The sequence below is a fragment of the Vibrio sp. 1401 genome (assembly GCF_033340295.1).
In genome coordinates this window covers 1-533 of record NZ_JAWOWF010000783.1, presented here as the reverse complement: position 1 = coordinate 533, position 533 = coordinate 1, and the positions used below count along the sequence as shown (strand labels likewise).

The window sequence follows — 533 nt, the reverse complement described above, 5'->3', positions numbered from 1 at the left end:
GTGATGCGGCGGAAGCCTTCTGCTTCACACTGTGTACAGAATGCACCACCAGATTTGTACAGACCTTCAAGTGCGGTATTGGCTTCAGGATCAATTTTAGTGATGATTTCAAGTTCGAACTCAGCAGGGAAGTCAGACAGTACTAGGGACGCCTCTTTTACTTCATGAGGCGCCCAATCTTCGCCGTTCACCTTAACTGAACGAAGCTCTAACCCTTCACCATCCAGTTCTAGAGTCGTTGATTCACCCTTTTGAACTACTTTTGATAGTGCAGTAACGATGGTGTCGTTGTCGTAAAGATCAAACGTAAGATCAATATCAGTAATTGTGTGGGATGGCGCTTGATAATCTTTACGATATTTCGCCTGGGGAGCTTGAGACATGTCCATAAATCCTTGTATGTCGAACTACAAAAATACCAGTTTACAGGTCTCAAACCCTTTAACTGGTATCACGATATAAGCTATTTGTATGGGTTGTGGTATCATAATACAAGTCTTTCTATAAAAAAACGGAGCTTTTTGATGGTTAGC

1 pseudogene is annotated in these 533 nt (G+C 42.2%); it reads right to left on the bottom strand.

The features are described 5' to 3' along the window. Nucleotides 1-383 (bottom strand): annotated as a pseudogene (locus R7Z77_RS28145) (peptidase); the annotation flags it as partial. Between the last annotated feature and the right edge of the window lie 150 nt (nucleotides 384-533).